The 25,890-nt window shown below is 70.3% G+C and carries 23 protein-coding genes; 10 read left to right on the top strand and 13 right to left on the bottom strand.

Annotated elements, in window-relative coordinates; translation table 11 throughout:
* Window positions 1–20: 20 nt before the first annotated feature.
* On the top strand, window positions 21–965 hold the full coding sequence (locus tag H180DRAFT_RS05725) for a D-2-hydroxyacid dehydrogenase family protein (RefSeq protein ID WP_055484847.1): 945 nt from the start codon (window positions 21–23) through the stop codon (window positions 963–965).
* A 184-nt stretch (window positions 966–1,149) separates the two neighbouring features.
* Window positions 1,150–2,094 carry a quinone oxidoreductase family protein gene (locus H180DRAFT_RS05720; RefSeq protein WP_175437718.1) on the top strand — a complete coding sequence of 315 codons (945 nt, stop codon included), beginning with the start codon at window positions 1,150–1,152 and terminating at the stop codon, window positions 2,092–2,094.
* Window positions 2,095–2,406: 312 nt separating this feature from the next.
* Here the strand turns inward: H180DRAFT_RS05720 and H180DRAFT_RS05715 are convergent, their stop codons facing one another.
* From H180DRAFT_RS05715 to H180DRAFT_RS05695, 5 genes are all read right to left on the bottom strand, one after another.
* Entirely contained in the window at window positions 2,407–3,102 is a 696-nt protein-coding gene (locus H180DRAFT_RS05715; RefSeq protein ID WP_055484846.1) for a dienelactone hydrolase family protein, read from the bottom strand.
* 333 nt (window positions 3,103–3,435) lie between these two features.
* Window positions 3,436–3,756: a DMT family transporter gene (locus tag H180DRAFT_RS05710; RefSeq protein WP_302622427.1), complete on the bottom strand. Its 321-nt coding sequence runs from the start codon at window positions 3,754–3,756 to the stop codon at window positions 3,436–3,438.
* A gap of 127 nt (window positions 3,757–3,883) precedes the next feature.
* Window positions 3,884–5,953 carry a PhoX family protein gene (locus H180DRAFT_RS05705; protein ID WP_055484942.1) on the bottom strand — a complete coding sequence of 690 codons (2,070 nt, stop codon included), beginning with the start codon at window positions 5,951–5,953 and terminating at the stop codon, window positions 3,884–3,886.
* Window positions 5,954–6,215: 262 nt separating this feature from the next.
* A complete protein-coding gene (locus tag H180DRAFT_RS05700) occupies window positions 6,216–6,590 on the bottom strand; it encodes a hypothetical protein (RefSeq protein WP_055484845.1) in 375 nt (124 codons plus the stop codon).
* A gap of 149 nt (window positions 6,591–6,739) precedes the next feature.
* Window positions 6,740–7,462: a class I SAM-dependent methyltransferase gene (locus H180DRAFT_RS05695; protein WP_055484844.1), complete on the bottom strand. Its 723-nt coding sequence runs from the start codon at window positions 7,460–7,462 to the stop codon at window positions 6,740–6,742.
* A 750-nt stretch (window positions 7,463–8,212) separates the two neighbouring features.
* On the opposite strand from H180DRAFT_RS05695, the gene H180DRAFT_RS05690 reads away from it, so the two are divergent.
* Window positions 8,213–9,436: a hypothetical protein gene (locus H180DRAFT_RS05690; protein WP_055484843.1), complete on the top strand. Its 1,224-nt coding sequence runs from the start codon at window positions 8,213–8,215 to the stop codon at window positions 9,434–9,436.
* A gap of 353 nt (window positions 9,437–9,789) precedes the next feature.
* Here H180DRAFT_RS05690 and H180DRAFT_RS05685 read toward each other — a convergent pair whose 3' ends face one another.
* The 3 genes from H180DRAFT_RS05685 to H180DRAFT_RS05675 form a co-directional block, all read right to left on the bottom strand.
* The gene (locus H180DRAFT_RS05685) at window positions 9,790–10,017 is read right to left on the bottom strand and encodes a hypothetical protein (RefSeq protein WP_055484842.1); all 228 of its coding nucleotides are present in this window, start codon (window positions 10,015–10,017) and stop codon (window positions 9,790–9,792) included.
* Window positions 10,018–10,283: 266 nt separating this feature from the next.
* The gene (locus H180DRAFT_RS05680) at window positions 10,284–10,517 is read right to left on the bottom strand and encodes a type A2 lantipeptide (RefSeq protein WP_254665892.1); all 234 of its coding nucleotides are present in this window, start codon (window positions 10,515–10,517) and stop codon (window positions 10,284–10,286) included.
* A 249-nt stretch (window positions 10,518–10,766) separates the two neighbouring features.
* Entirely contained in the window at window positions 10,767–11,720 is a 954-nt protein-coding gene (locus tag H180DRAFT_RS05675; protein WP_159033561.1) for an endonuclease/exonuclease/phosphatase family protein, read from the bottom strand.
* A 194-nt stretch (window positions 11,721–11,914) separates the two neighbouring features.
* Here H180DRAFT_RS05675 and metG point away from each other — a divergent pair, with 194 nt between their 5' ends.
* Window positions 11,915–13,525, top strand: a complete 1,611-nt coding sequence (metG, locus tag H180DRAFT_RS05670; RefSeq protein WP_055484839.1) for a methionine--tRNA ligase — start codon at window positions 11,915–11,917, stop codon at window positions 13,523–13,525.
* 149 nt (window positions 13,526–13,674) lie between these two features.
* Here the strand turns inward: metG and H180DRAFT_RS05665 are convergent, their stop codons facing one another.
* Together H180DRAFT_RS05665 and H180DRAFT_RS05660 are read right to left on the bottom strand one after the other, a co-directional pair.
* Entirely contained in the window at window positions 13,675–13,866 is a 192-nt protein-coding gene (locus H180DRAFT_RS05665) for a FitA-like ribbon-helix-helix domain-containing protein (protein WP_055484838.1), read from the bottom strand.
* 44 nt (window positions 13,867–13,910) lie between these two features.
* Window positions 13,911–14,504, bottom strand: coding sequence for a Uma2 family endonuclease (locus tag H180DRAFT_RS05660; RefSeq protein WP_055484837.1), 594 nt, complete (start codon window positions 14,502–14,504; stop codon window positions 13,911–13,913).
* 205 nt (window positions 14,505–14,709) lie between these two features.
* Here H180DRAFT_RS05660 and H180DRAFT_RS05655 point away from each other — a divergent pair, with 205 nt between their 5' ends.
* A complete protein-coding gene (locus H180DRAFT_RS05655) occupies window positions 14,710–15,450 on the top strand; it encodes a GntR family transcriptional regulator (RefSeq protein WP_055484836.1) in 741 nt (246 codons plus the stop codon).
* On the opposite strand, the gene H180DRAFT_RS05650 is transcribed toward H180DRAFT_RS05655, so the two are convergent.
* Complete coding sequence (locus H180DRAFT_RS05650) at window positions 15,440–15,943, bottom strand: GNAT family N-acetyltransferase (protein WP_254665891.1); 504 nt, start codon at window positions 15,941–15,943, stop codon at window positions 15,440–15,442. The genes H180DRAFT_RS05655 and H180DRAFT_RS05650 overlap by 11 nt on opposite strands.
* 312 nt (window positions 15,944–16,255) lie before the next feature.
* Here H180DRAFT_RS05650 and H180DRAFT_RS05645 point away from each other — a divergent pair, with 312 nt between their 5' ends.
* Window positions 16,256–16,840 (top strand): hypothetical protein, encoded by a 585-nt coding sequence (locus H180DRAFT_RS05645; RefSeq protein ID WP_175437717.1) that lies wholly within the window; start codon window positions 16,256–16,258, stop codon window positions 16,838–16,840.
* A gap of 85 nt (window positions 16,841–16,925) precedes the next feature.
* Here H180DRAFT_RS05645 and aspS read toward each other — a convergent pair whose 3' ends face one another.
* Entirely contained in the window at window positions 16,926–18,689 is a 1,764-nt protein-coding gene (gene aspS / locus H180DRAFT_RS05640) for an aspartate--tRNA ligase (RefSeq protein WP_055484835.1), read from the bottom strand.
* 149 nt (window positions 18,690–18,838) lie between these two features.
* Between aspS and H180DRAFT_RS05635 the strand changes: the two genes are divergently transcribed.
* Window positions 18,839–21,211 carry an ATP-binding SpoIIE family protein phosphatase gene (locus H180DRAFT_RS05635; RefSeq protein ID WP_055484834.1) on the top strand — a complete coding sequence of 791 codons (2,373 nt, stop codon included), beginning with the start codon at window positions 18,839–18,841 and terminating at the stop codon, window positions 21,209–21,211.
* Between the two features lie 98 nt (window positions 21,212–21,309).
* Here H180DRAFT_RS05635 and H180DRAFT_RS05630 read toward each other — a convergent pair whose 3' ends face one another.
* Complete coding sequence (locus H180DRAFT_RS05630; protein ID WP_055484833.1) at window positions 21,310–21,846, bottom strand: SseB family protein; 537 nt, start codon at window positions 21,844–21,846, stop codon at window positions 21,310–21,312.
* 127 nt (window positions 21,847–21,973) lie between these two features.
* Between H180DRAFT_RS05630 and H180DRAFT_RS05625 the strand changes: the two genes are divergently transcribed.
* From H180DRAFT_RS05625 to H180DRAFT_RS05615, 3 genes are all read left to right on the top strand, one after another.
* Entirely contained in the window at window positions 21,974–23,812 is a 1,839-nt protein-coding gene (locus H180DRAFT_RS05625) for an acyl-CoA dehydrogenase (RefSeq protein ID WP_055484832.1), read from the top strand.
* Between the two features lie 179 nt (window positions 23,813–23,991).
* On the top strand, window positions 23,992–25,317 hold the full coding sequence (locus tag H180DRAFT_RS05620) for a M18 family aminopeptidase (protein ID WP_055484831.1): 1,326 nt from the start codon (window positions 23,992–23,994) through the stop codon (window positions 25,315–25,317).
* Window positions 25,318–25,548: 231 nt separating this feature from the next.
* Window positions 25,549–25,776, top strand: coding sequence for a hypothetical protein (locus tag H180DRAFT_RS05615; RefSeq protein WP_055484830.1), 228 nt, complete (start codon window positions 25,549–25,551; stop codon window positions 25,774–25,776).
* Window positions 25,777–25,890 lie beyond the last annotated feature (114 nt).

The raw sequence follows: 25,890 nt of genomic DNA, 5'->3' as shown, positions 1-25,890 counted from the left end.
CCCGTACGAAAGGAACGACCGTGCGCGTCGCCGTCCTCGACGACTACCAGCAGGCCGCCCACCACTTCGCCGACTGGCAGAGTCTGGACGCCGAAGTCACCTTCTTCCACGAGCACATCGCCGGCACCGACGGACTCGCCGAGGCACTGCGCGGTTACGAGGTCGTCGTCGCGATGCGCGAGCGCACCCCGTTCACCGCCGAACGGTTCGAGCGCCTCCCCGACCTGCGTCTGCTCGTCACGACCGGAATGGCCAACCCCTCGATCGACCTGGCCGCCGCCGAACGCCACGGCGTGACCGTCTGCGGCACGCAGAGCCCCGCCACCGCGACACCCGAGCTCACCTGGGGGCTCATCCTCTCCCTGCTGCGCCACATCCCCGCCGAGTCGACCGGGGTCCGCGAAGGGCAGTGGCAGCACTCCATAGGCGGTGACCTGTACGGACGCACTCTCGGCATCGTCGGGCTCGGACGGCTCGGGTCGCGAGTGGCCACCGTGGGGCGGGCGTTCGGCATGCGCGTGCTGGCCTGGAGCAGCAACCTCGAACCGTCGACCGCCCGCGAGCGCGGCGCCGAGCCGGTCAGCAAGCAGACCCTCTTCGCCGAGTCCGACATCGTGACCGTCCACTACAAGCTCAGCGAACGCAGCAGGGGGCTGATCGGCAGGGAGGAGCTGTCGTGGATGAAGCCCACCGCTTACCTCGTCAACACCTCACGCGGTCCGCTGATCGACACCGACGCACTCGTCGACGCCCTGATCGAGGGGCGTCTCGCAGGTGCCGGCCTGGACGTCTACGACGTCGAGCCGCTGCCGGCCGACGCCCCGCTGCGCACCGCGCCCCGCACCGTCCTGACCCCGCACATCGGATACGTCACCGAGGAGACGTACCGGATCTTCTACGGGGAGGCCTTGGAGGACATCGCCGCCTGGGCGGCGGGAGAGCCGGTGCGCACGCTCGCGCCGTGACGGCGGGGTGCCGGGCGGACCCAGGTCCCCCGGTCTCTCCCGGGTCCGGGCGACTCCCGGTCCCCCGGACCGCCCCGCCCGCGCCCGGGCTGTCTGCGCCCGTGCGGCTTCCGGCCGCCGCGCGTGCCGGGCCGCCCGGTGCGACCCTGGCGGGTGACGGACACCCGAACGAAGGGACCGCGGCATGGCGAAGCGTGTGGTGGCCGACTCGTACGGCGGCCCGGAAGTCCTCTCCCTGATCGAGTCCGACGTCCCCGCCCCGGGCCCCGGCGAGGTCACGGTGCGGGCCATGGCCATCGGGGTCAATCCCGTCGACTACAAGCTCTACAGCGGCGCCATGGGCGCCGATCCGGCCGCGCTGCCGATGCCTGTCGGCCTGGAGCTGTCCGGCGTGGTGACCGCCGTCGGCCGGGACGCCGAGGGCCCTGCCGGGCCTCTGTCGGTCGGGGACGAGGTGATGGTCCACCCGGCTCCCGGCGCCTACGCGACCGAATTGACGGTGCCCGCGTCGAGCGTCGCGCCGAAACCGCCGGAACTGTCCTGGGAGGAAGCCGCCGGGCTGCGGCTCGCCGGTTCGACGGCCGTGCACGCCCTCACCGTGACCGGTGTCTCCGAGGGCGAGACGCTGCTGATCCACGGGGCGTCGGGCGGCGTGGGCCTGCTCGCGGTGCAGATCGCGGTGGCGGACGGCGTGAGAGTCATCGGCACGGCGGGCGAAAGCCATCTCGACTCCGTCGAACGCTACGGAGCGACCGCCGTGCGGTACGGCGAAGGCCTGCGTGAACGTGTACGCGAGGCGGCACCCGGCGGAGTGGACGCGGTCATCGACGCCTCCGGCACGCGGGAGGCGATCGACCTTTCCCTCGAACTCGTGCCCGACCCCGGCCGCATCGTCTCCATCATCGCCTTCGACCGGGCCGACACCGGGATCAAGCTGATCGGCGGCGGCCCGAACGCCGACCCAGGCACAGAGATCAGAGCCGGCTCGTGGCGGAAGCTGGCCGAGCTCGCACACCAGGGGGAGATCGAGGTCGTCGTCGCCCGTACGTACTCCCTCGCGGAGGCGGCCGACGCGCACCGCTTCCTCGCGGACGGCCATCCCGGCGGCAAGGTCGTGCTGCTGCCCTGAGCGGAGCCCCGCGGCCCGTCCCCCTTCCCGCGGCTCGTCCTCCTGCCGCGGCTGCGACGCAAGTTCAGCGGGGGGCCGGGGGGTTCGGGCCGGGACGCGCGCGAGTCGAGCGGTCCGGGCCGGGAGGCGGGCGAGAGGAAGGGTCTGACCCGGGGGATGCGCGAGCGGCGGACGGCGCGGCGGCACAGGCCTGGTCGCCGCTCCTCCTCCGGCGCCCAGGCCTGTGTCGCCGGCCGGCCGGCATCAGGGCCGGCACCGTCCTGCGGCACGACGGCAGCGTCCGGTGGCGCGCCGCAGCGTCCGCCGCCGCGCTCAGAGCCGCTCCCCGAGAAAGGCGAGGGTGCGCTCCCAGGCGAGCCGCGTCGCCTCCGGGTCGTAAGTGCCCAGGTGGTTCTCCTCGTTGGCGAAGGCGTGACCCGCCGCGTAGCGCTCGATGGTCACCTTCGCCCCGGACTCGCTGCGGATGCGCGCGGCGATCTCCTCGGCGCGCTGCGGGGTGGCGTTCTCGTCCAACTCGCCGTAGTGGCCGAGGACATCGGCCCTCAGGTTCGTGAAGTCGACCTCGTCGTCACTGACGACGCCGTAGAACGGGACGGCCGCGGCGATCTTCTCCCCCGCCTCGGCGGCGAGCGCAAGGACGAAGCCGCCGCCCATGCAGAAGCCCACGGCGCCCACGGCGTCTCCCCGGACGGCCTCGTGGCCGCGCAAGTAGTCGACGGCGCCCACGAGTTCGCGCACGGCGGTGCCCATGGGCAGCTCGGAGGCGAGGCGGGCGGCGTCGTCGCTGTCGTGGGTGGTGCGGCCGCCGTAGAGGTCGGGGGCGAGTGCCACGTAGCCGGCGGCGGCGAACTGGTCCGTCACCTCGGCGATCTGGTCGGTCAGCCCCCACCACTCCTGGATGACGATGACTCCGGGGCCGGTGCCGCTCTCCGGGAGCGCCAGATAGCCGTAGATCTCGACGCCGTCCGCGTCGAAGCGCAGGTTCTGGCGCAGCGGTGGTGCAGACACGAGGGGTCCAGCCTTTCTGCTCGGGATCGTCCATACGGACACGTTTGGTGACGGACCGTTCGGTTGCCCGCCGAACCCGGAGAGTGCCCTCACGCGCCGCCGGTAACCCGCTGCGGCGGAATCACACACGTACGGCACGAGACCTGCTCATCCGGCACGCGGCCGCGGTACCGGAGGCGTCGCGGCACGCGGCCGTGGCCCGGAGCGCCGCGAGGACGCGGGAGGCGGCCCGGCCCGGGCCCGGGGCCGCGGTGCCTCAGTGCATCGGTGCGCCGGCGCCGCGGTGCGTCAGTGCATCGGTGCCTCGGTCCGTCAGTGCCCGGCCCTCCCGGTTCAGTGCAGGAGCTTGAGCCCCACCACTCCGGCGACGATCAGCAGCAGACACAGCACACGTGCCGCCGTGACCGGGTCGCCGAGCACCGCCATGCCGTAGGCGGCGGTGCCGATGGCTCCGATGCCCACCCAGACGCCGTATGCGGTGCCCAGCGGGATGTGCGTCACCGCGTACGACAGCCCGGCCATGCTGGCCGCGAGCGCGCCGAGGAAGAGCAGCGAAGGCCACAGCCTGTGGAAATTGCCGGACGCCTCCAGGGCACTCGCCCATACGGTCTCCAGCACCCCCGAGACGATGAGGACCACCCAGGCCAGAGTCATCCGACGCCCTCCGCTCCGCTCGCTCGCCGCACGCGCGCACACCGGCGTGCCGTCTGCCGGCTGCCCGTTGCGGGCTGCCGCTCAGCAGTCGATCACACGCGCACGGCGGGCGGAGCGGAGGCGTCCGTCAGACCCCGATGTCGCCGCCGTCCTTGCGCCAGACGCTGACGACCGAGGGGCGTACGTATGCGTCCGGCCCGTCGGGCCACTGGGAGGCGGGCTTCTCGACGCTCGCGCCGTCCTCCTCGCCCGGGTGCTGGACGGCGACCAGGACGCGCCTGTCCTGCACGATCGGCCCGCAGGTCTCGGCGGCGTTGGGCATGGTCAGGAACTGCCGGACCTCGCCGCGCCGCGGCCCCGCGGTGGCCACCCCGAACAGGCCGTCCTGGAAGCCGAGTTCGGCGCCGTCCGTGGAGATCCACAGGTTGCCGAAGTCGTCGAACGTGACGTTGTCGGGGCAGGAGATGGGGCTGACCTGGTCCTTGGGGAAGCCGCCGAAGTAGGTGTCCGGGTCCTCGGGGTCGCCGCACACCAGGAACAGCCGCCAGGTGAAGCGGCGCGCGGCCGGGTCGTTCCCCCGCTCGGTGAACTCCAGCACGTGGCCGTGCTTGTTGCCCTTGCGCGGGTTGGCCTCGTCGGGGCCGGCCTTGCCCGCGGCGCCGCGGTCGGAGTTGTTGGTGAGGGCGGCGTAGACGCGTCCGGTGCGGGGGCTGGGTTCGACGTCCTCGGGGCGGTCCATCTTGGTGGCGCCCACCTTGTCGCCGGCGATGCGTGTGAAGACGTACACCTCGTCCGCGGTCATGCCCTCCACATGCGACTCGTCGCCCGTGGCGAGGGGAATCCACTTGCCACGGCCGTCGAACTCCTGGTCGTCCGACGGCAGTTCGCCCGAACCGTCGATCTCGTCCTCCGGGCTGTCGCCCGTCAGCTTGGCGGCGTACAGCGTGCCGTGGTCCAGGAGCGTCATGTTGTGCTCGTGGTCGGCCCGGCTCCCGCCGCGCCGCATCCGCTTCGACGAGACGAACTTGTAGAGGTACTCGAAGCGTTCGTCGTCACCCATGTAGACGACGGCGCGGCCGTCGCTCGTCAGCCGCGGCTGGGCGCCCTCGTGCTTGAAGCGGCCGAGCGCGGTGCGCTTGCGGGGCCTGGAATCCGGGTCGTACGGGTCGAGTTCGACGACCCAGCCGAAGCGGTGCGGCTCGTACGGCTCCTTCGTGACGTCGAAGCGGTCGTCGAACCGCTCCCACTTGCGCTCCGTGTCGGTGCCCTTGAGGGCGTAGCGCTCCAGCCGCTTGCGGTGCTCGTCGTCCTCGACCTTCTCGGTGTTGGCGAAGTACTGGTCGACGTTCTCCTCACCGTGCAGGGTCGTGCCCCACGGAGTGGTGCCGCCCGCACAGTTGTTGAGGGTTCCGAGCACCGTGGTGCCGTCCGGGTCGGCGGACGTGCGGAGCCACTTGCTGCCGGCGGCCGGGCCGGTCACCTCGAAGGGCGTGGTCGCTGTGACACGGCGGTTGAGGCGGTGGCGCGGCACGGCCCGCAGGGCGCCGGAGTCCTTCTCGCCCTCGACGACCACGACGGAGAGGCCGTGCGCGGCCCAGCCGATCTCGGCCTGCTCGCGAGTGGGGTCGTCGGGGTCGTAGCCCGCGAACATCAGGACCTCGTCGGTGTATTCGTGGTTGGCGACGAGCAACTGCCGCCTGCTGCCGCCCTCCTGCTTGCTCAGCGGCAGCAGCGACAGGAAGTCGTTGTTGTAACCGAACTGCCCCTTCTGCGCCTTCGCGGACTGCTTCTCGGGATCGAAGTCGGGGGCCCCGCGCAGGATCGGTTCGCCCCAGCGGATCACGATGTTCTGCTCGTAACCGTCCGGGACGGTCACCTTGTCGTCGGTGTTCGGCTCGACGGGCGTGAAGCGCAGCCCCTTGGCCGGCTTGCCCTTCGCCTCGGCGTCCGCGGCCGACACCGCACCGGCGGAGTCCGAGCTGCAGGCACCCGTTCCGGCGGCGGCCACCACCCCCGCGACGGCCCCGGCACGCAGCACCGAACGGCGGGAGAGCGCCCGGGCGATGACGTCACCGGCGTACTCGTTGCCGCTGGTGTTGGGCGCTTCGTGGAAGCAGGCGTCACCGCACCGGTAGCGGCAGGTCATCGCGGACCTTCCGCCCGGGTGCGAGCCGAGCACCGTCAGCAGCTTGCGCATGGTCCCCTCCGGATCTCCGTGCATACGGCAGCAGGACGACGCTATGGGCGCAGTTCCGCGGGGAGTCGACCTGACGATGAACCCCGGGTGAATCCCGGCCCGCCCTCGGGAAGCGGAGCCGGGGACCGCCGGTGGGGCTCTCCGCCCGTACGCCGGCGCCGCGGCCGGTCCGACAGCCCGGGGCCGCGGGGACGCCGGGCGCGGGGCGCGCGCATGAGCCCGGCGGTTCGGCGGCGCGGGCGGGAGGACGGGCTCGGGCCGGTCAGAGCGGTCCGAGCCGGTCGACGCGGTGCTCCAGCCAGACCCCGCAGGCCCAGGACAGCAGCAGCAGCGTCAGGGCCACGACGGCGGCCGCGACGACCGCCCGTGTGCCGCGTCGGCCCCGTCCACGGAAGACGGCGCGGGTGAGGGACCAGGTGAGCACCGCGATCAGCGGGAAGCCTGCCACCATGCCCGGGAGTTCGATGTACAGCAGGCTCCAGTCGCGTCGTCCCTCGAAGCCGCCGGCCACACCGGAGCGCGCGAAGACGAACCACACCGCGAACCCGGTGGCCGCCGCGGCAGCCGCGACGAGACATCCGGCAGCGGCTGCGGCAGCCGTCCCCTGCCGCCCGTCACGGCCCTCACGCGATTCCATGCCAGCACGGACGCCCGGTTCGGCGCGCCAGTTCCCGCGCGCACGCCCCCCGTGGGCCAACTCACGAACAGCGAGGCGGGATTCGGCATCCCGGCACTGCCCCGGGGGCGCCGCGCGGGCTCCGGGCGAGGACACGACACCCCTGCCCGTCATCGCGCTTGACGACGCCGTCCGGCCGGCGCGGGCGCCGGCGGCGGCGCCGGTTCCGCGGGAGTTCTGGCCCGCACCATCAGCGTGCCGACGTTGTCCGGGTCGGGGGCGGGCAGGATGCAGGCGTCGATGCCCGTGAAGCCGTTGCGCTCCAGCAGGTCCGCCCACATCCCGGTGGAGTACGACCAGCGCAGCACCGGCAGCCTGCGTCCGCTGAGGCCGTTGCCGTACATCGCCTGGGGACCGTAGAAGCCCTCGATCGGCTCGGCCTGCGAAAGGGCCAGCACACCACCGGGGTTGAGCCGGCGGGCGACCAGCGGCACCAGCCGCTCCGGGTCGGTGAACCACACGGCGCCCCACCGGGAGAAGACCGCGTCGAACTTGGCGGTCGTCTCCGCGAGATACTCGCAGGCCTCCGCGGTGACGAAGGAGAGCCCGGGGGTTCCCTCCCACCACAGCCGCGCGCGTGCGGTCTGCGCGGGCGAGAAGTCGAGCGCCGTCACCTCGACTCCCGTACGGGCGAGGAAGACCGCCTCCTTCCCCTCCGCGGAGCCCAGCTCCAAGGCCGTGCGGGGCCGTCCGATGAAGCCGGCTCCGGGGCCGTGCCCGGGGTACTGCGTCCACTCGAACGAGTCGACCTCGGGGGCGGACGGCGTCCCGTCGCCCTTGTGCGGCTTGTAGGTGTCCCAGTACTCGGGGAGGCTCTTCGACGTGAGAGGCATGCGTTTTCCTCGCAGGATGCGGGCGATGATGTCACCTGCCCCGTCACCGTAGGGTCCGCCTCCGCGGCCCGTGCCGGGTCGGCGGTGCTTCACCCGAACGTGCAGAGGTCGTACGGGCGGCCCCACCCGAGACCGTCGGCCCGGCGACGGCGCAACGACCCCGCAGGAAGCCGGCGAGAGCCTGTGACCACCCTTCGACTCCCCCGTCCCACGGGTTCCATCCGGCCGTGCCCGTCGACGACTTGGACGCCGCACGCCGCTTCTACGGTGACGTCCTCGGCGTCGGGGAGGACCGAGCTCCACGGTGTGGACGGACTGGATTCTCCACGGGCACCAGTTCGTCTGACGGGACAGCCTGCCTGACACGCGGAGCTGAGCACGATCCGAAGGCCCCTTGTCCGGCTGATGCCGGGCAGGGGGCCTTGTTCCGTTCTCCGGGTGGGGCTCTCAGCCGCCACGGGCACGCGCCGCAGGCCCGTGCCCGTGCGGAACGAGAAAGTCCCGACCGGTCCGGGGCCGCTGGTGGTGCTTTGGAGGGGCAGTGGGTTCTGCCGGCGCGGCAGGTTGCTGATGCGCGCGGGACCGTTCGGATGACGCCCCGTCGTGTCTCTTGGGCGCCGATTCTGAATTTTGTATCACTGCAGCACAGATCAGGAAGCACCGGGACCTTCCGGTCCTCGCTGGCCGTCGCCTGTACCGCCGATCGGCAGCGCCCCTTCGGCGGCCTGCCCACCGCAGAAAAGAGACCCGATGAAGCCCACCCGCGTCCTCCTCACCGCCGCCGGCGCTGCTCTGGCCGCAGGCACCCTCACTGCCCCCGCCGCCCACGCCGCCACCACCGTGCCCTGCTCCCCGACCGCTCTCATCGACGCCGTCAACGACGCCAACGCCAACGGCGGCGACACCCTCATCCTCGCCACCGGATGCACCTACACCCTCACCGCCGCCGACAACGACGAAAACGGCCTCCCCGTCATCACCACACCCATCAGCATCGTCGGCAACAACGCCACCATCGCCCGCAGCGCCGCAGCCACCGACCAGTTCCGCATCTTCGAAGTCGGCAACGACGGACGCCTCAGCCTCCAAAGACTCACCATCCGGGGCGGGGACACCACCGGAAATGGCGGAGGCATCCTCACCTCTGCCGGCGGGGACCTCCGCCTCATCACCGGCGTCACCGTCACCGACAACACCGCCGACGGCGACGGCGGCGGAGCCTTCATCGCCCAGAATGCCGCCTCGACCATCCTCAACAGCGCCCTCAACGACAACAACGCGGGCAATGAAGGCGGAGGTTTCAGCAACGAGGGCAACAGCACACTCGACACCATCGCCCTCAACGACAACCACGCGGGCTCCTACGGCGGCGGACTCGACAGCGACGCGGGAACGCTGACCGCCACCAGAACAACCGTCCGCAACAACGAAACCGAGGACGGCAGCGCCGTCGACTCCGACGGCGGCACCATCACCCTCAACAGCAGCACCATCACCGGCAACACGGCCACCGAAGAGGATGCTCTGGGCGCCGGCATCTACAACGATTCGGACTCCCTGACCCTCAACAGCACCACCGTCAGTAACAACACCGCCAACGGCGACGACACCGAAGGGGCCGGCATCATCAACTTCAGCCCCCTGACGCTGCGCAGCTCCGTCGTCAGCGGCAACACCATCGCCGGAGCCGACGGATATGGCGGCGGCATCTACAACGAGGACGAGCTGAGTCTGATCAGCAGCCGAGTCAGCGGCAACCGCATCACCGGAGCCAACGGACAAGCCGGCGGCATCTACAACGACGACGGAGACCTGTCCCTGACCAACAGCAGAGTCACCGGCAACTCCTCCACCATTGCACCCGGCGGCCTCTTCACCGACACCCCCATCACCTTCATCTCCTCCGCCATCACCAGCAACACGCCCACCAATTGCGCGGGCAGCCCCGTCATCCCCCCCGGCTGCAACAACTGACCCACCCACCACAACGCCACGCCGGTCCGCACAGCCCACGCCAACAGTGCGGACCGGCTCCCCACACGCACTCCCCGCCCCGCATCACTGCCCACCTATCCCGTCGGCGGACCGCCGGCGTCGGCTCTTCGCCGTACCGGGACCGCCGGATCGCGGCACCGCGGGAAAGCCCCGGAGCTCAGGGCGTTCGGGTGCGACGCGCAGGGCGTCGCGACCGGCTGACGCACCCGCCGCGGCAGTTCGGCGCCAGGGCACCGCCGGACCCGGCAGCCCAAGGGCCCCGGTACGCACAACTCACGTGCGCAGCGGGGCCCTTGGCACCGGGCGTTGCCGGTGGTGGTACTCGGAGCCGGTCAGCCGACGATGCCGGAGGCACCCTCGACGGCGGGGACGCCCGCGTTCAGGGTGCCGCTGATGCCGCCCAGGCCGGGGACGTTGGCGCTCACGCTGGCGGCGGCGCCACCCGGGCCGGGGGTCACGTCGACGCCGGCGAGGCCTCCGGGGAGGGAGGCGCCCACACCGCCGGACACGTTGTCGAGCTCGGCGTCGGAGAGCTCGGCGGTCTCGATCGTGTTGCGCATTCAAGTTCCAATCGATGAGCGGGAGAACGTCACTCCGGTGACACCGGAGGTGAGGGATCAGAACATCTCAGCGACCCCGGCTGCCACTCGTCACACCCGTCTCCCTCAATCGTCACGTGATCTTCTGATTCGTCACGGGCCCGGGATCGCTTCTTGCCCGCAACTGCCGGGCCGGGCACCGCAGTTGCCCGGAATGCCCGGCCACAGCCAGGGGCCCCGGCACACATGCTTCACACGCGTGCCGGGGCCCCTGAAAGCGAAGGCGCTCAGCCAACCAGGCCGGTCACGGTGCCGACGCCGGGGACGGAGCCGGCAACGCCGGAGGCCGCGCTGGTGACGCCGCCCGCGAGGCCGTCGACGCCGTCGACGGAGCCGGCAACGCTGCCGGCCACGCCGTCCAGGCCGGCGGCGACGTTGCCGCCGACCGACGCGGCGACGCCGCCGGAGACGTTGTCGAGGTCGGCGTCGGAGAGCTCGGCGGTGGCGATCTGAGGAGTCATGTCACGCATCAAAAGTTCCAATCACGAGCGGGGGGAACGTCGCTCCGGAAAGAACCGGAGGTCCGGAGATCAGAACATCTGCGGAGCGCTGGCTTCCACTCACAGAAACCTTCTTCATATGATCCTCACGCGATCTCTAGGTATGCAACGAAGAGTTGACCGAACGGCGCGCAAAACCCACAGAACCGTTTCCGCGAACTCCCCCTCCACGACCGGGACCTTGCCCGGAGTCCCCGGCCCCGGCCCGAGTCAGCGCCGCGACGTCTTCGGGAGGTCGAGGCGGGCCCACAGCTGCTTGTGATCGGAGTGCTCCGAGTGGCTCAGGCCGCTCGAGCGCACCCGCACCGACGGCGAGACGAACACGTAGTCGATCTTTCCCTTGCTGTGGCTGGGCTGCCCGGAGCGGCAGGGTGCGTACCTGGCACGCGGCAGCTGCGCCGCCCGGCGCTCGGGCTTCATCGCGTCGCCGCAGGGGCTCGTCGCCTCCTTGAACGCCCCGCGGGCCCCCTGCCCGTAGTCGCGGTGGTAGAGGCGGTCCAGGACACCGGAGAGAGGAAGGTCGTTGATGTCACCGCCGAGCAGCACCGTGTAGCCCTCGTACCGCGAGGTCAGGATCCGCTGGACCGTGGCGACCTCGCGCTTCCGGCCGGAGAGGTACTCGCCCCCGCCCGGCGTGAGGTGTGCGGAGCAGACGACGAGCTTCCGCGGCTTCGAGCGCACACAGACCATCTCGCGGTACTCGTCGCCCGAGGTGGAGCCGAGCTGGTGGACGTCCGCATCGTCCTTGTCGAAGCCGAGCCCGTCCCGGTAGACGATCGTGTTGCCGAAGTCGGTGGGGTGATGGCAGCGTGCGGGCGTTCCCGGATTTCTGGCGAGGTTGTCGACGGGGCTGAACAGCACCGTGTAGCCCGGCAGGCGGTCCTCGAGCCGTTCGCCCCAGTCCCGGCAGGTCTCCTGCATCGTGAGGAAGTCCGCCTTGCGGTCCTTGACGTCGGCGGCGAGCGCGTCGGGCGCGGGATTGCCCTTGCCGCCGTGCTCGGTCGTCCCGCCGGCCATGTTGAACTGACCGATCACGAAGGTGCCCCGCTCCGGCCCGGCCGGCGCCCCCGAATCCCGGCCGCCCAGCAGCACGAGTGCGGCGACGAGGCCCGCCACCACCGCGACGGAGAGCGGAACGATCACGCGACGGATGGCGCCCTCCATGATCCGGTCCCCGTGTGTGAAGTTCGGTGTGTGGTTCGGTACGCGCGCAAGCATGCAGAGGCGCGCGGGGCCCGTCAACAGACCGGCCCCGGACGTTGCCGCGCGGCGGTACCCGCCCCGCACGACCTCCGGCTGGTGGTCACACAGGGTTACGGGAGAGAAACCGGTGCCCCCGGACAGTTAGGATTTCGACCATGGCGGCCACTGGAACAGAGCAGACGGGATCGAAGGCGTACTACGTCACGACCCCCATTTACTACGTCAATGACGCTCCCCACCTGGGCCACGCCTACACGACCGTCGCGGGCGACGTGCTCACGCGCTGGCACCGCCAGCGCGGCGAGAAGGTGTGGTACCTCACCGGCACGGACGAGCACGGTCAGAAGATCATGCGCACCGCCGAGGCGAACGGGGTCTCCCCGCAGGACTGGTGCGACCGGCTCGTCGAGGACGCGTGGAAGCCCCTCTGGGAACATCTGGAGATCGGCAACGACGACTTCATCCGTACGACGGAGAAGCGGCACACCGAACGCGTCCGCGAGTTCGTGCAGGACCTCTACGACAAGGGCGAGATCTACCAGGGCGGGTACGAGGGCCCGTACTGCGTGGGCTGCGAGGAGTACAAGAGCTACGGCGAACTGCTGGAGGGGGAGGGAGAGTTCGCGGGGCAGAAGCTGTGCCCCATCCACCGCACGCCGGTCGAGATGCTCCAGGAGGAGAACTACTTCTTCAAGCTCTCCGAGTACGGTCCGAAGCTGCTGGAGCACTACGAGCGGCACCCGGAGTTCATCCAGCCCGAGTCCGCGCGGAACGAGATCGTGAACTTCGTGCGGCAGGGCCTGGACGACCTGTCGATCTCCCGCTCGACCTTCGACTGGGGCGTCAAGGTGCCCTGGGACGACAAGCACGTCATCTACGTCTGGATCGACGCCCTGCTCAACTACGCCACGGCGGTGGGCTACGGAGCGGACCAGGAGCGCTTCGAGGGGATCTTCCCCGCGGACGTGCACCTCGTGGGCAAGGACATCCTCCGCTTCCACACGGTGATCTGGCCCGCGATGCTGATGGCCAACGGGCTGCCGCTGCCCGGCAAGATCGTCGCCAACGGCTGGCTGATGGTCGGCGGCGAGAAGATGTCCAAGTCGAACCTGACGGGCATCTCCCCGCGGCAGCTCACCGAGCACTTCGGAGTCGACGCCTACCGCTGGTACTTCATGCGGGCCATCGCCTTCGGGCAGGACGGCTCGTTCTCCTGGGAGGACTTCTCGGCCCGCTACACCAGCGAACTGGCCAACGACTACGGCAACCTCGCCTCCCGCGTCGCCGCCATGGTCGGCAAGTACTTCGGCGGCACGCTGCCGGAGGCGACGGCGCACGGCGACGCCGAGCAGGCCGTCGTGGACGGGCTCGCCGAGGCGGTCGCCTCCGCGGACGAACGCATCGGTGACGAGCTGGACTTCGCCGGCGGCATCGCGGCGGTCTTCGACTTCATCAAGCAGGTCAACGGCTATCTCACGGAGCAGGCGCCCTGGAAGGTCGCCAAGGACGAATCCCCCGAGGCCCGGGCCCGGCTCGCGACGATCCTCTACACCGCCGCCGAGTCGCTGCGCGCATGCGCGGTGCTGCTGAACCCGGTCATGCCGGAGTCCTCGCAGAAGCTGTGGGAGTCCCTGGGCGCCGAGCCGCACCTGGGGCGGCTGGCCGCTCAGGACGTCCGCGACACAGCCCGCTGGGGTCAACTCCCCGAAGGCGCGACGGTCACGAAGGGCGCGGCGCTCTTCCCGCGGCTGGAGGAGACGAAGTAGCGCACGCACTGCGTACGGTATGAGGCCCGGAACCTGCTGGTTCCGGGCCCTCGCCGTTCCAGAGCCGCGCCGCTCCGGGCCAGGGTCCCGCCCGGGCCGGAGATGGGGCGCGGAGCCCCCGGGGCGGGAGTTACGGTGCAGCTGGTCTCCTACAGCGTCGTGGATCTGGGGTCGACGTGACCGCGAGCGGCGCCGAGCAGCTCCTCGACGGACTGCCGCCGTGCCTCCTGCTCCAGCGTGACCCTCAGATACTCCTGCAACGACCGGCCGGATTCGGCCGCGCGCCGCTGCAGTGTGGCGTAGGCGTTGTCGTCGAGGTTCCTGATCTGCACGGTAGCCATGCATACAGTCAAGCGCTGATCCAACGCTGCTTCCAATGCGCGGCCTACCGCTCCGCAGGGCTGACGGCGTCTCCGTACAGCGGCAGGCACGAGGTGTCGACCGGGCGCGTGAAGGGCGAGGGCAGCAGCAACTCGTCGCCGTACCTTCCGTGGAGCACCCCCTGGTAGCTGCCGTCCCGGGGATGCGTGTACAGCGCCCAGTCACCCCCGCGCGGATCGACGACGAGCAGCGTGCGCACCCCGGCCGCGGCATACCAACCGTTCTTGGCGGTGACGTCCTTCGCCTTCTCCGACTGGGAGATGACCTCGACCGCCAGCTCTGCGTCCCCGGGATCGGCAAGCCATTCGTCGTCCTCCTCCCACTCGGTCGGCAGGACGACCAGGTCCGGCGTGCAGTAGTCGTCGGGGTCGTCCGGGAGGGCGATGGACGACATCTCGTATGCGTCGAGCCCTTCCGGAAGCTGGGGTGAGAGCTGCCGTAGCAGCCTCTTGACCGTTCCCGCGTGCTTTCCGCGCGGGGTCGGAGACATCACCAGGCTTCCTCCCAGGATTTCCACGCGCAGCCCGGTCGCCCGCTCGATCTCCTCCGCGATCTCACGCAGGTTGCCGGGGCGGGGGCTCATGGCGGGCACAGTCATGATCGTTCGCCTCCACTCGGCGGCCGGGCGGGACTGCGTACGGCTCCACGTTACCGGCGGCGGCGGAGTCGATCCTTCTTGCCGGTCAGCGGGTGGGCCGGCAGACCCGGAACCACGACGGCTCACCCCAGGGGCCGTGCGGCGCGGAGCCTCAGGGGCGGGAGTTACGGTGGTGAAACCACCCTAGGGAACCTGGAGAGTACCGATGCCTGAGACCCCCGCCCGGCAGATCGCCGACGACCTCCGCGCGAGGATCCAGTCCGGCGACCTCGCACCCGGCACGCGCCTGCCCGGTGAACCGGCCCTCGTCCAGCGTTACGGCGTCGCCAAGCAGACCGCAGCCAACGCCCTCAAGTTGCTGATCTCGGAGGGGCTTGCCTCCGCGAGGCCCGGATCGGGCACGTACGTACGGGAGTTCAGGCTGATCCGGCGCAGTGCGACCCGGCGCCTCTCGCGCACACTTTGGGCCTCCGGCAATTCAGTCTGGGCGGCCGACGTCGAGGACCGCCCGCTGGAGGTCGACCGTGTCCACGTGCGCGAAGCACCTTCGCCGTCATGGGTGGCCGAGGCACTGAGCCTCCCCGAGAAGGAGCCGGTGATCGTGCGCAGCCGCCGTTACGTCGTGGACGGCGAGCCCGTTCAGCTCGCCACCTCCTACCTTCCGGGCTCGCTGGCACGGGGCACGCGCATGGCCGAGCCGGACACCGGCCCCGGCGGCACCTATGCCCGGCTCGCCGAACTCGGCGCAGAACCCGTCGACTTCGTTGAGGAAGTCCGCGCCAGGATGCCGGACAGGGACGAGGCGGAAACACTGTCCCTGGCCCCGGGCACTCCCGTCATCGAGATCCTGCGGGTCGCGTTCACCGTCGAGGACAAGCCGGTCGAGGTGAACCGCATGCTCCTGGACGCGGGTTCGTACGTCCTCGACTACCGGTTCAGCGGCTGACTGGCTTCGTCCCCGGCATCAACTCAGCATGGACATCGGCGGTGTCGTGGCTTGTGATGAGCGTTGCGCCATTGCGGCGCAACGCTGCTACTGCCGCCGTGTTCTGAATTGTGGTGTCCGCGACTACGGCCCGTGCACTGGTCCTGGCGGCTTCGTGGAGGAGCATCCGGAGTGCGGCGGTGCCTATTCCTCTGCCGCGTTGGGAACGGGCAAGCCACATGCCGGTTTCGAGGACTTCGTGGCCGTCGCGGACAGCCAGGCGGGCTGAGCCCACGATTTTCCGATCGTGGGTGATCGCAAAAGTGGACTCTTGGAGTGGGCCGGCAAGTCCAGGGCGTCGAACGCGGTGCCAGGTCCGGAAGGCTTCCTGCCGTTCAGGCGTCCACCCTGGTGGACCGGCCACGGGAGGCATGACCTCCTCGGGCGCTGCATCGTCGACGGCCACGGCGAGGAGTGCTTCAAGGCGTTCCTCGTCCACCTGCTGCAATTCCACCCGACCGACCATGTTGGTTCCTCTCCGCTGGGCGTCGGACGCCCGGTGTCGATCCTGACGTTCTGCTTCGTGTTGAGCGAGGGGTTTTCAGCAGGGCCGGCCGGCGTCTGGAGTCGACGTGGTCAGCGAGAAGCCAGGCTGACGGAAGGTCGAAGGAAATGCGACACCCAAAAGAGCGAATTGACCTCCCTAGGGAACATTGCTTCCATCTCCCTAGGGAGGTAGCCGCCTTCCGTCGGTACTCTTTTGGGAGTTCTCGTGCCGCCGAGCCCTTCGGCTGTCCCGCCCGTCAGCTCATCTCGACTCCCGGGCGTGGTCCCGTACATCACGGCCTGGTCTTCCGAACGCCCGTCCGCCCAGCCGGTCGTCCACAGAGGCACGGGCATCGGTTTCGCCGACGAAGCCCCGTACGACCGCGACAAGGACGGCGTCCTGTGGACTCGTACGGGACACAGCCCAGGGGCCGGGCGCCCCGAATTCGGCCAGGTTCACGCACTTCGGCAACGCAGGGCCATGCGCAGGCTGTTGTGCCAGGTCTGCGGGCGGCAGGCCAGCCGGAATCGGGAGGGGGTCCTGTGGGTGATCGGCGAGGAGGCCACGAGTTCCGGCAGTTGGCCGGACGACCTCACCACCTCGCATCCGCCGCTCTGCGAGCCGTGCGCCGTGCGATCGATGCAGATGTGCCCTCATCTCCGGCGCCGCTCTGTGGCGTTGCGCGTACGAGTGCACACGCCTGTGGGCGTACACGGTGCGCTGTACCAGCCAGGAGGGCCTCGCCCCACGATGTGGACGGTCGCCGGAGTGACCTACGACGACGTTCGCATCCGCTGGACCCGTGCGGGACAGCTCGTCGTGCGGCTGGACTCGTACACGGTCGTGAGGCTGGACCGGCCGTGAGTCGGCCGACAGGGGAACAGGTGAACGCCCTGGACAGCACCCGGGGGTTCACCTGTTCCGTGGGAGGGGCCGCCGCCGGCGGCGGCTACAGCTTCGGCTTGCGCACCGACAGGTGGAGTTCCTTCAAGCGGGCCTCGTCGACCTCGCTGGGCGCGCCCATCATCAGGTCCTGCGCATTGCCGTTGAGCGGGAACGCGATCGTCTCGCGGATGTTGGGCTCGTCGGCGAGCAGCATCACGATGCGGTCGATGCCCGGGGCGATGCCGCCGTGCGGAGGTGCGCCGAAGCGGAAGGCGCGCAGCATGCCGCCGAACTCGCGCTCGACGTCTTCCTTCGAGTAGCCCGCGATCTCGAACGCCTTGAACATGATCTCCGGTTCGTGGTTCCGGATGGCGCCGGAGGAGAGCTCCACGCCGTTGCAGACGATGTCGTACTGCCACGCCAGAATCGACAGCGGGTCCTGCGTCCGGAGCGCTTCCAGCCCGCCCTGCGGCATGGAGAAGGGGTTGTGGGAGAACTCGACCGCGCCGGTCTCCTCGTCCTTCTCGTACATGGGGAAGTCGACGATCCAGCAGAAGCGGAAGACGCCCTCCTCGAAGTGCCCCGCGCGCTTGGCGGCTTCGACGCGGACCGCGCCCATGATCTTCGAGACCTCGTCGAACTCGCCCGCCCCGAAGAAGACCGCCGTGCCCGGCTCGGCCTTCAGCGCGGTCAGCAGCTGCGTGACGTCGTTCTCGTCGAGGAACTTGGCGATCGGCCCGGTGAGGGTGCGGTCCTCGCCCACGCGGACCCACGCCAGGCCCTTCGCGCCCTGCTCGACGGCGAACTCGCCCATCTGGTCGAAGAACTTGCGCGGCTGGTCCGCGGTGTCCGGAACGGCGAGCGCCCGCACGTGCTTGCCGGCGAAGGCCTTGAAGCCCGAGGACTTGAAGATGTCGGAGACGTCCACCAGCTCCAGCTGTGCGCGCAGATCCGGCTTGTCCGAGCCGTACTTGAGCATCGCCTCGCGGAACGGGACGCGCGGGAACGGCGACGTGCACTCGCGGCCGCCGCCCAGCTCCCGGAAGAGGTCGGTCATCACCTTCTCGATGACGCCGAAGACGTCCTCCTGCTCGACGAAGCTCATCTCCATGTCGAGCTGGTAGAACTCGCCCGGTGAACGGTCGGCGCGGGCGTCCTCGTCGCGGAAGCAGGGCGCGATCTGGAAGTAGCGGTCGAAGCCCGCGATCATCAGCAGCTGCTTGAACTGCTGCGGCGCCTGCGGCAGCGCGTAGAACTTCCCCGCGTGCAGCCTGGAGGGCACCAGGAAGTCCCGCGCACCCTCGGGCGAGGTGGCCGAGAGGATCGGCGTGGCCAGCTCGTTGAAACCCTCGGCGACCATCTTTTCGCGGATCTTCGCGATGACCTGCGAGCGCAGCACGATGTTGCGGTGCATGCGTTCGCGGCGCAGGTCGAGGAAGCGGTATTCGAGGCGCTTCTCCTCGTTGACACCGTCCTCGGCGTTGATCGTGAAGGGGATCTGCTCGGAGGCGCCGAGCACCTCCACCTCGCCGACCTCCACCTCGATCTCGCCCGTCGGCAGCTCCGGGTTGACGTTGTCGGCGCCCCGCGCGCTGACCTTGCCGTCGACGCGTACGACGGACTCCTTCGACAGCGAGCTGAGGTGGTCGTGGACCTCCGTCTGCTCGGGCCGTACGACGAGCTGCACGATGCCGTAGTGGTCACGGAGGTCGATGAAGAGGATGCCGCCCAGGTTCCGCCGGTTGTGCAGCCATCCGCTGAGGCGGACGTCGGTGCCGACGTCCGGAGCACGGAGCTCGCCGCAGGTGTGGGAACGGTACCGGTGCATCAGTCATCCACTCGTAGGGTCGGAAGGCTCTGGGTCAGTTACCTGGGGGCACCCCCATGCCGGAGGCTGTGGGGGAGTCGGCCCTTCAGACTACCGCCCTGGCTCAGCCCCACTCGCCCCGCTTTCCTGAACGCACATAAAGTGGGGCAATGCACACCGAGGACGTGCTGAGGGCCACCCGGACCGGGCTGTGGCGCTGGGACAGCGAGACCGGTGCCTCCACGGTAGACGTCCTCACCGCGGAGCTCCTCGGCGTTCCCGTCAGGCGGGGCCACGTGGCGGAGAGCGAACGCTCAGCCTCCGTCGCCGGGCCGGGCTCGGAAGCACCCGCGGAGGAAGCGGAGGAAGCGGGACCGGAACAGACCGGACCGGAAGAGGCCGGACCGGGTGCCCGGGAGGGCCCCGCGGAGAACGGCACCCTCACGCTCGCCGAGCCCTCCACCCGCTCCCGCATCCACTTCGCCGACTACCTGGAGCTGACCGAGTCCGCCACGCTCGCCATCGCCGAGTGGACCCTCGTCGAGTCGGTGCTGCGCGTCGTCGACGAGGAGGGCAGGGTGGTCCGCAGGGTGCGGACCCGGATGATGCCCGTCGAAGAGGACGGGAAGCTCTCGCTCATCGGGACCATCTCCGAGGTGCCCGAGCCGGGCGCCGCCGAGCCCGCAGCCGGCGAAGACGTGCGGCCGCGCGCCGCGGAGAGCGACCTCCACCGCAGCCGCGACGCCTTCCTGCTGCACACGAGCCTCGCGCTCGCGGAGGCCCGCACCACCGCCGAGGTGCTGCGGATCGCGGGCTCCCTGGTCATCCCCGGCCTCAAGCCCCGCGCCCTCGCGGTCTTCAGCCTCGAGAGGGGCAGGCTGATCCTTGTCGGGCCGCCCGGCCAGCGGCCGGTGCCGCAGCATCTGCTTCCCTTCCTCGAGATGTCGGTCGAGGCCGACCATCCGGCCGCCGCCGTCGTACGGTCCGGGCGGCCGGTCTACCTGCCTGCCCCCGAGGACTACCGGCGGGAGTACCCGGCCGCGTGGCCGCAGGTGGAGCCGATCGGCAACCGGGGGTGGGCGTTCCTGCCGCTCACCGTCTCCAAGCGCACGCTGGGCGCGTGGATGGTGGCCTTCCCGGAGCCCGTCGAGTTCACCCGGGAGGACCGGTCGCTGCTGGCCAACGTGGCCCGCGTCCTCGCTCAGGCGATCTCCCGCACGTCCATGCACGAGACCGAGCTCCAGCTCTCCTCCGGTCTTCAGCGCACGCTCCGTCCCACGCGCAGGCCCGGCATCGAGGGCATGAAGCTGGCCGCCCGGTACATGCCCTCGGGCGGCGGTCTGGAGGTCGGCGGCGACTGGTACGACGTGATCCCGCTGCCTTCGGGCCGTACGGGACTGGTCATCGGCGACGTGCAGGGACACGACGTGCGCGCGGCCGGCGTCATGGCGCAGCTGCGCATCGCGATGCGGGCGTACGCGGCGGAGGGCCACCGCCCGGACGCGTTGCTGGCACGTGCCTCGCGGTACCTGGCGGGGATCGGGCGGCCCGAGGCGCTGACGGGCTACCCGGAAGAGGTCCGGGGCGGGACACCGCCGTCGGGCGCAGCTCCGCCGGTGGCCGGGACCTCGGGCGGGCTCCTGGGTGACGAGCGCTTCGCCACCTGCCTGTACATGGAGGCCGACCCCGTCACCGGCACCCTCGACATCGCGCGAGCCGGCCACCCCGATCCGGCGATCTGGCTGGCGGACGGAACGATGCTGATCCGGGCCACCGCGGGCGGGTTGCCGCTGGGGGTGGAGCCGGGCACCGAGTACCCGATGACGCGGCTCGTGCTGGAACCGGGCGAGACGCTGCTGGTGTGCACGGACGGACTGATCGAGGTCGGCGGGCACACCATGGACACCGGCTGGCGGCGCATCCAGGCCGTCTTCAGGGAGGTCTCGGAGAGGCACACGGGCACACCCGCCGATCTGGAGCAGCTCGCGGACGCCCTCATCGACTCGACCCAGCAGCCGCTCACCGGGGAGGGCGCGGGGCCGCTGGCCGACCGCCGCGAGGACGACATCGCGCTGCTGCTGCTCACCCTCGACCCCGCCTTCGCCGCCGAGCGTGCGGCGGCGGTCGCCGGCGTCGCACGCCGTACGACGTTCACGGTCGCGCAGGCGGAGCCGGACCGCATCGGCGAGGCCCGGCATCAGCTCCAGGGGATGCTCTTCGACTGGGAGAGCGAGGACCAGATCGACGGCGCCGTGCTGATGCTCTCCGAGATGCTCACGAACGTGCTGGTCCACACCGAGGGCGACGCCATGATGGTCGCGGAGTGCAGCGGAAAGCGGGGGAACCGGCTGCTGCGCGTGGAGGTCGCCGACACCAGCGACGCGCTGCCGCACCGCCGCACGCCGGGCGAACTGGCCTCGTCCGGCCGGGGGTTGATGATGATGGAGATGCTGGCGGGCTCTTGGGGCGTGGACCCGCGCGGCGAGGGCAAGAGCATCTGGTTCGAGATGCGCGAGAACGTCTCGTCGCCGGCCTGGGCCTGACGTGCGCCGTGCGGCGTGGTCCGCCCCGCAGCCGGGAGGACGGGCGGAGGGGGCCGATCTGCCGGGAGGACGGGCAGCGTTGCCGAACTGCCGGGCGCTCAGCCGTACATGCGGCGCATCGCGAAGTCGACCATCTCCTCGACTGCCTTCGCGTCGAAGACGACGCGGTGGTCGCCCTCCATGTCCAGCACGAAGCCGTAGCCCGAGGGCAGCAGGTCCAGAACCTCGGCGCCCGTGATCACGAAGTAGCGGGACTCCTTGCCCGCGTAGCGGCGCAGTTCCTTCAGCGTCGTGAACATGGGGATCACCGGCTGCTGGGTGTTGTGCAGCGCGAGGAAGCCGGGGGTCTCACCGCGCGGGCAGTACACCTTCGACGTCGAGAAGATCGACTGGAAGTCCTCCGAGGTGAGGGTGCCGTTGGTGAACGCGCGCACGGTCTCGCGGAGCGACGGCGGTGACGACGGCTCCGGGTACAGCGGCTGCCCGTTGCCGGGCTGACCCTGCTGCCCGTAGGGGGGCGGTGGCGCCTGCTGGGTCGTGTACTGCTGATGGCCGGCCTGCTGCTGGTGGCCGTACTGCTGCCCGGCGTGTGGGTAGCCCTGCCCCGCTGAGGCGGTCTGGTCGTAGCCGTACATAGGAGAAAGAGTAACGAGTCACAGATGGGCGGTTAGGGGTTGCTTCTTATTACTGACCGGTAGCATCATGGTCCGTAGACACAGCTGACTACCTGTCCGTCTAGCGAAACCACACGGAGCCGTTGCCATGGGGCACTACAAGTCGAATCTCCGCGACATCGAGTTCAACCTCTTCGAGGTGCTCGGCCGCGACACGGTGTACGGCACCGGACCGTTCGCGGAGATGGACGTCGACACCGCGAAGAGCGTGCTGAGCGAGATCGCGCGTCTCTCCGAGAACGAACTGGCCGAGTCCTACGAGGACGCCGACCGCAACCCGCCGGTCTTCGACCCTGAGACCGGCACCGCCCCCCTGCCCGAGTCGTTCAAGAAGAGCTACAAGGCCTACATGGACGCCGAGTGGTGGCGCCTGGGCACCCCGGAGCAGATCGGCGGCACCACCGCACCGCGCTCGCTGCTCTGGAGCTTCGCCGAGACCGTGCTGGGCTCCAACCCGGCGGTGTGGATGTACGCATCCGGGCCTGCCTTCGCGGGTGTCATCCACGAGGAGGGCACCGAAGAGCAGCTGAAGATCGCCCAGTTGATGGTGGACAAGCAGTGGGGCTCCACGATGGTGCTGACCGAGCCGGACGCCGGCTCGGACGTCGGCGCGGGCCGCGCGAAGGCCACCCGGCAGGACGACGGCAGCTGGCACATCGAGGGCGTCAAGCGCTTCATCACCTCCGGTGAGCACGACCTCTCCGACAACATCGTGCACTTCGTGCTCGCCCGCCCCGAGGGCCACGGCCCCGGAACCAAGGGCCTCTCGCTCTTCCTCGTCCCGAAGTACGACTTCGACTGGGAGACCGGCGAACTCGGAGACCGCAACGGCGTCTACGCCACCAACGTCGAGCACAAGATGGGCCTGAGGGTCTCCAACACCTGCGAGCTGACCTTCGGCGCCAACGCCCCGGCCAAGGGCTGGCTGCTCGGCGAGAAGCACGACGGCATCCGCCAGATGTTCAAGGTCATCGAGTTCGCGCGGATGATGGTCGGCACGAAGGCCATCGCGACGCTCTCCACCGGCTACCTCAACGCCCTCGAGTACGCCAAGGAGCGCGTGCAGGGCGCCGACCTGGCGCAGTTCACCGACAAGACCGCGCCCCGCGTCACCATCACGCACCACCCCGACGTGCGCCGTTCGCTGCTCACGCAGAAGGCGTACGCGGAGGGCATGCGCGCGCTCGTCCTCTACACCGCGTCCGTGCAGGACGAGATCATGGTCAAGGAGTACCGCGGCGAGGACGCCTCCGCGGCGGTGCGACTGAACGACCTGCTCCTGCCGATCGTGAAGGGCTACGGCTCGGAGAAGTCCTACGAGCAGCTCGCCCAGTCGCTCCAGACGCTCGGCGGCTCCGGCTACCTGCAGGAGTACCCGATCGAGCAGTACATCCGGGACGCCAAGATCGACACCCTCTACGAGGGCACCACCGCGATCCAGGGCCAGGACTACTTCTTCCGCAAGGTCGTCCGCGACCAGGGCCAGTCGCTCACGACGCTCTCGGAGGAGATCAAGAAGTTCCTCGCCGAGGCGAAGGGCGGCGAGGAACTGGCCGGCGCCCGCGAGGAACTCTCGCGCGCAGCGGTGGAGCTGGAGGGCATGGTCGGCGCCATGCTGACCGACCTCGCGGCCACGGAGAAGGACGTGAAGTCGATCTACAAGGTCGGCCTGAACACCACGCGCTTCCTCCTCTCCTCCGGCGACGTCGTCATCGGCTACCTGCTGCTGCGCGGCGCGACGGTCGCCGCGGAGAAGCTGGCCGACGCCTCCCTGACGCTCTCCGCGAAGGACAAGGCGTTCTACGAGGGGAAGGTCGCCGCTGCGAAGTTCTTCGCAGCGAACGTGCTTCCCTCCGTGGCCGTCGAGCGCACCCTGGCCGAAAAGGTCGACTCGTCCGTGATGGAGCTCGACGAAGCGGCGTTCTGATCTCCCCCAGGGCCTAGGGCCTTCGGCCTGGGAGGTGCCCCCGCCGGAGCCTCCGGGCCCGGGTCCGGCGGGGGCATCACCCGGAGCGCTCGCACGGGCCGCCACATCCCCCCATGCGGAACGTCCTTCTCCTCCCGGCAGGGCAGGAGAAGGACGTTTCGCCTTCGTATGCTGAGCATATGACCCCACGCTCCCAGAGCCCCGCGCCGCCGCAGCATGCCGGCCGGGCCCACAGCGACGGCCTCATCGGCTTCCTCTCGGACTCACCCACGCCGTACCACGCGGTGCGCAGCGCCGCGGAGTTGCTGGAGAAAGCGGGCTTCCGCCAGCTCGACGAGACGGAAGCCTGGGACGCGGCCGGCGGCGGCACGAGCGGCCGCGGCCACTACGTCGTACGCGGCGGCGCCCTGATCGCCTGGTACGTGCCCGCGGGCGCCGGCCCGGCCACGCCGTACCGCATCGTCGGCGCCCACACCGACTCCCCGAACCTGCGCGTCAAGCCGGTGCCCGACACCGGCAGCAGCGGCTGGCGGCAGATCGGCATGGAGATCTACGGCGGCACGCTGCTCAACACCTGGCTCGACAGGGACCTGGGCCTGGCCGGACGTCTCTCGCTGCGCGACGGCTCGACGCGGCTGGTGAACGTCGACCGCCCGCTGCTGCGCGTGCCGCAGCTCGCCATCCACCTCGACCGGCAGGTCAACGACGGGCTGAAGCTGGACCGTCAGCGCCACATGACACCCGTGTGGGGCCTCGGCACGCCACGGGAGGGCGAGCTGATCGGCTTCGTCGCCCAGGAGGCCGGCGTCCCCTCCGAGGAGATCACCGGCTGGGACCTGATGGCGCACAGCGTGGAGCCGCCCGCGTACCTCGGACGCGACGAGGAACTGCTGGCCGGCCCGCGCATGGACAACCTCCTCTCCGTGCACGCCGGTGCCGTCGCGCTGGCGGAGGCGGCCGCGCACGAGGAGCTTCCCGCGATTCCCGTGCTGGCGGCCTTCGACCACGAGGAGAACGGCAGCCAGTCGGACACCGGCGCGGAGGGACCGCTCCTCGGCTCGGTACTGGAACGCTCCGTCTTCGCCCGCGGCGGCACCTACGAGGACCGCGCGCGGGCGTACGCGGGGAGCGTGTGCCTCTCGTCCGACACCGGCCACGCCGTGCACCCCAACTACGCGGAGCGGCACGACCCGGGGCACCTGCCGATGCCCAACGGCGGGCCGATCCTGAAGGTCAACGTCAACCAGCGCTACGCGACGGACGGTTCGGGGCGGGCGGTCTTCACGGCGGCGTGCGAGCGTGCCGGGGTTCCCTGGCAGACGTTCGTGTCGAACAACTCGATGCCGTGCGGGACGACCATCGGGCCCATCACCGCGGCCAGACACGGCATTTCGACCGTCGACATCGGAGTGGCGATCCTCTCGATGCACTCCGCGCGCGAGCTGTGCGGTGTGGACGACCCGCATCTGCTGGCCCGTTGCATGAGCGGATTCCTCACGGGCTGAGCCGCCGGGAGGCGGAGGGCGGGCGCTTGCGCGGGTTCCGGCTCCCGCGACCAGTCTCCCCGTCCGGCGCCCCCCTTCGCCTTCCTGCTCCGGCGCCCGCGTCCCGCCTCCCGTGGGCGCACAGCCGCCCTGCGCGCCCAATTGCCCCTGATTGACGTGCGTTTCGGGGGGCACCCGTACCGCGTACGAAAGCCGTACAGCAGGACAACCGCCAATCGGAGGCAAGGATCCATGGGCATCGTCTTCTGCATCGGCATGCTGGCAGTGGGGGCCATCCTGACCTTGGCCGTCGACGTGAACACCGACGTGGTCAACCTCGATGTGGTGGGTCTCGTCCTGATGGCCGCCGGGCTGATCGGCCTCGCCGTCTACGTCAGCATCTTCAAGCGCCGCAAGACGCAGCCGCCGCACCCGGCGGCACCGGTGGTCGTCGAGGAGGAGCGCCACCACCTGGGGTGAGCTGAACCGGTTGCGCCGCCCGGAACGCAGCGTGCGGACCGCGAGGCGAGCGTACGACAGGCGCAGCAGCGGCCCGTGGTCCCCGCCCGAAGGGAGACGACGGGCCGCGTCTTT

Source organism: Streptomyces sp. WMMB 322 (genome assembly GCF_900090145.1).
Classification (GTDB): domain Bacteria; phylum Actinomycetota; class Actinomycetes; order Streptomycetales; family Streptomycetaceae; genus Streptomyces.
This window is presented reverse-complemented; position numbering and strand designations above follow the sequence as displayed.

Coding starts and splice junctions, on each gene's coding strand:
- H180DRAFT_RS05625 (WP_055484832.1), top strand. CDS start 21,974: ATGGGGCACTACAAGTCGAATCTCCGCGACATCGAGTTCAACCTCTTC.
- H180DRAFT_RS05720 (WP_175437718.1), top strand. CDS start 1,150: ATGGCGAAGCGTGTGGTGGCCGACTCGTACGGCGGCCCGGAAGTCCTC.
- H180DRAFT_RS05710 (WP_302622427.1), bottom strand. CDS start 3,756: ATGACTCTGGCCTGGGTGGTCCTCATCGTCTCGGGGGTGCTGGAGACC.
- H180DRAFT_RS05620 (WP_055484831.1), top strand. CDS start 23,992: ATGACCCCACGCTCCCAGAGCCCCGCGCCGCCGCAGCATGCCGGCCGG.
- H180DRAFT_RS05675 (WP_159033561.1), bottom strand. CDS start 11,720: ATGGAGGGCGCCATCCGTCGCGTGATCGTTCCGCTCTCCGTCGCGGTG.
- aspS (WP_055484835.1), bottom strand. CDS start 18,689: ATGCACCGGTACCGTTCCCACACCTGCGGCGAGCTCCGTGCTCCGGAC.
- H180DRAFT_RS05695 (WP_055484844.1), bottom strand. CDS start 7,462: ATGCCTCTCACGTCGAAGAGCCTCCCCGAGTACTGGGACACCTACAAG.
- H180DRAFT_RS05615 (WP_055484830.1), top strand. CDS start 25,549: ATGGGCATCGTCTTCTGCATCGGCATGCTGGCAGTGGGGGCCATCCTG.
- H180DRAFT_RS05630 (WP_055484833.1), bottom strand. CDS start 21,846: ATGTACGGCTACGACCAGACCGCCTCAGCGGGGCAGGGCTACCCACAC.
- H180DRAFT_RS05690 (WP_055484843.1), top strand. CDS start 8,213: ATGAAGCCCACCCGCGTCCTCCTCACCGCCGCCGGCGCTGCTCTGGCC.
- H180DRAFT_RS05680 (WP_254665892.1), bottom strand. CDS start 10,517: ATGACTCCTCAGATCGCCACCGCCGAGCTCTCCGACGCCGACCTCGAC.
- metG (WP_055484839.1), top strand. CDS start 11,915: ATGGCGGCCACTGGAACAGAGCAGACGGGATCGAAGGCGTACTACGTC.
- H180DRAFT_RS05705 (WP_055484942.1), bottom strand. CDS start 5,953: ATGCGCAAGCTGCTGACGGTGCTCGGCTCGCACCCGGGCGGAAGGTCC.
- H180DRAFT_RS05635 (WP_055484834.1), top strand. CDS start 18,839: ATGCACACCGAGGACGTGCTGAGGGCCACCCGGACCGGGCTGTGGCGC.
- H180DRAFT_RS05700 (WP_055484845.1), bottom strand. CDS start 6,590: ATGGAATCGCGTGAGGGCCGTGACGGGCGGCAGGGGACGGCTGCCGCA.
- H180DRAFT_RS05655 (WP_055484836.1), top strand. CDS start 14,710: ATGCCTGAGACCCCCGCCCGGCAGATCGCCGACGACCTCCGCGCGAGG.
- H180DRAFT_RS05685 (WP_055484842.1), bottom strand. CDS start 10,017: ATGCGCAACACGATCGAGACCGCCGAGCTCTCCGACGCCGAGCTCGAC.
- H180DRAFT_RS05665 (WP_055484838.1), bottom strand. CDS start 13,866: ATGGCTACCGTGCAGATCAGGAACCTCGACGACAACGCCTACGCCACA.
- H180DRAFT_RS05660 (WP_055484837.1), bottom strand. CDS start 14,504: ATGACTGTGCCCGCCATGAGCCCCCGCCCCGGCAACCTGCGTGAGATC.